Here is a 2,442-nt window from a genome sequence, read left to right as displayed (position 1 = left end):
GAGCGTGACGGTTTCACTACCAAAAACTTGGATAATATCGTTGGCTATATTGAATATGGTTCAGGTGAGAAGACCATGGCGCTGCAGGCGCATGCAGACGTGATGCCCGCCGGAGATGGCTGGGAAACCGATCCGTTTGAAATGGTTGAAAAAGATGGTTTGGTCTTTGGTCGTGGTACATCTGATGATAAGGGGCCGGCTTTGGCCGCTTATTACGGGTTGAAGATGCTGAAGGATCATGGCTTTATGCCGCACACCAAAATTCGTTTGATTATCGGGACTGATGAGGAAAGTGATTGGACCGGTATGAAACACTACTTCGATGTAGAACCGGAACCTGATTTTGGTTTCTCACCGGATGCTGAATTTCCATTAATTAATGGTGAGAAGGGGAATGCCACTTATGTCACGACCTTTGGTCATACAAATGGTTCGGATTACACGCTTAAACAATTTGAATCCGGTTTGCGGCCAAACATGGTTCCTGGCAATGCTGATGCTTTAGTGGAAACAGGCGACAATGAAAAATTTGTCGATGCCTTTACCCGATTTTTGGATGAAAATCCAGTTGCAGGAGACGTCAAGGCGACTGGAGATGGTATTGCGCTTCATATCACCGGCAAAGCTGCTCATGCCATGGAACCCAAGAATGGGGTTAACGCTGGGACTTACATGGCGACATTCTTGAATCAATTCCCATTTGAAGGGGCGGCCAAAAACTTTATTGCCTTTTTAGCTGAGGACCTTCACGATGATTCACGGGCTACCAAAATTTCTGCCGATCACGTCGATGATATTATGGGTGAGGTGACCATGAACGTCGGTATCATGAAATTTGATATGCAAAATGGCGGCATGGTGAACACCAATTTCCGTTATTCAAAGGGAACTGATGATAAACAAATTTTGGGTAAATTGCAAAAAGCGGCTGGTAAGCATGACGCCGGCGTTAATGAAATCAGCAACATGGGCACCCACTATGTTGACCCAAGTGACCCGATCGTCAGCACGTTGATGACTGTTTATCGTGAACAAACTGGCGACACAACATCTAAACCTGAAGTTGTCGGCGGCGGGACATATGCCCGCTTGATGAAGCGAGGAGTCGCATTTGGCGCTTTGTTCCCAGGTACAAAGGACACAATGCATCAGGCAAACGAATTTCAGCCGATTGACGACTTGCTAAAAGCGATGGCAATCTATGGTCAATCAATCTACGAACTGACAGTGAAGTAAAGACATTGAGGTGGTACCGATGATGGATTTTAATTATTCGCATATTTTGGTCGGCATTGACGGTTCTAAAACGGCAGCCAAAGCTGTTAGACAGGCCATTACGATTGCTGAGCACAACCACGCTAAATTAACGATTGTCGCAATTATTAATGACCGTGAAATTTTAGGAGTCTCAAAAGCAGCGCTTATCGGGTTTGGCAATGCCAATCAGACCACGATTGATGAGGTGAAGTCACGGTACCAGCGCCTCATTCACAAGTATGCGCTGATGGCGGCGGATCGCGGCATAGAGGTTAATTCATTTGTCACGTCCGGAGATCCTAAAAATACCTTGGCACACACGTTGGTGGATGATGAGGATATTGACGCAATTGTGGTTGGAGCGACGGGGGCAAACTTTGTTGATCGAATGACAATTGGGTCCACGGCTGCGTTCGTTATCGCGCAGGCACCCTGTGACGTGTTTGTCATACATCGTGATTAGCGAACGATTCAATTTAGACGATCATTAATCATTTCATTACAAAAAGTTCCCAGCAAATTTGCGTTTGCTGGGAACTTTTTGTATGATACAACAGCTATCTATCTAAGGCTTTTTAGCGTTTTTGTGGGTGATTGACAATCAATCCCCAGATGCCGGGAACAATGTATAAAAAGCTGCCAAGAAACGCCAATACAATTAAGACGATTGGCCACAGGTAACTACCGTTTTTATGAAGCAACTTAATGGCAAAAAAGGCAATAATTTGCTGGGTGACGTATAGCAAAGAAAAGAAAATATCGATCAGTTTATACTGAAAAGTCGTGCTGGCGCCGGCACCATCTGCGGACCTGGTGAACAAGATGATGATTACGCCAATAATCACAATTGTCACTAACCACCAAATAATCCAACCGCAAATCTGTGCGGCAGATAATTTGTGCTTGGTTTTATTCTGCATCCTAACATCTCCTCGTATTATGCTATTTAGCCTACCAAAAATATGCTAAAACCGTCAAATAAAATTTGCATAGAGACCACCAAAAAAGTTATACTTTTCGAAGCACATCATTGAAGAGTGATGATTTCGAAGGGTGAGGAATGTCCATGATTGACATAGTGTTTAACGGTCGTTTCGCGTCAACTTTGACCGAATATGACAAGTTGCGACAAGTGAATCGGCAGGTTTTAGCGTTACCAATGTATCTAGGCTTGGGGGATATTAG

Annotated in this window: 3 protein-coding genes; 2 read left to right on the top strand and 1 reads right to left on the bottom strand. The window is 44.4% G+C overall.

Features of this window, described 5'->3' with window-relative positions:
* Nucleotides 1–1,236 (top strand): dipeptidase PepV (gene pepV / locus AB3112_RS10740; protein ID WP_367334481.1); only part of this gene is annotated, 1,236 nt, incomplete at its 5' end.
* A 19-nt stretch (nucleotides 1,237–1,255) separates the two neighbouring features.
* A complete protein-coding gene (locus AB3112_RS10735) occupies nucleotides 1,256–1,720 on the top strand; it encodes a universal stress protein (protein WP_084975202.1) in 465 nt (154 codons plus the stop codon).
* Between the two features lie 112 nt (nucleotides 1,721–1,832).
* Here AB3112_RS10735 and AB3112_RS10730 read toward each other — a convergent pair whose 3' ends face one another.
* Nucleotides 1,833–2,177 carry a hypothetical protein gene (locus tag AB3112_RS10730; RefSeq protein ID WP_084975204.1) on the bottom strand — a complete coding sequence of 115 codons (345 nt, stop codon included), beginning with the start codon at nucleotides 2,175–2,177 and terminating at the stop codon, nucleotides 1,833–1,835.
* Nucleotides 2,178–2,442: the final 265 nt, after the last annotated feature.

Origin of the sequence: Lentilactobacillus sp. (assembly GCF_040773105.1) — a bacterium.
Classification (GTDB): domain Bacteria; phylum Bacillota; class Bacilli; order Lactobacillales; family Lactobacillaceae; genus Lentilactobacillus; species Lentilactobacillus parabuchneri.
The sequence above is the reverse complement of the archived record's forward strand: the minus strand, read 5'-3'. Positions and strand labels throughout refer to the sequence as shown.

What these genes read in the sequence shown, in the direction of transcription:
- AB3112_RS10735 (WP_084975202.1), top strand. Translation starts at nt 1,256, where the DNA reads ATGATGGATTTTAATTATTCGCATATTTTGGTCGGCATTGACGGTTCT.
- AB3112_RS10730 (WP_084975204.1), bottom strand. Translation starts at nt 2,177, where the DNA reads ATGCAGAATAAAACCAAGCACAAATTATCTGCCGCACAGATTTGCGGT.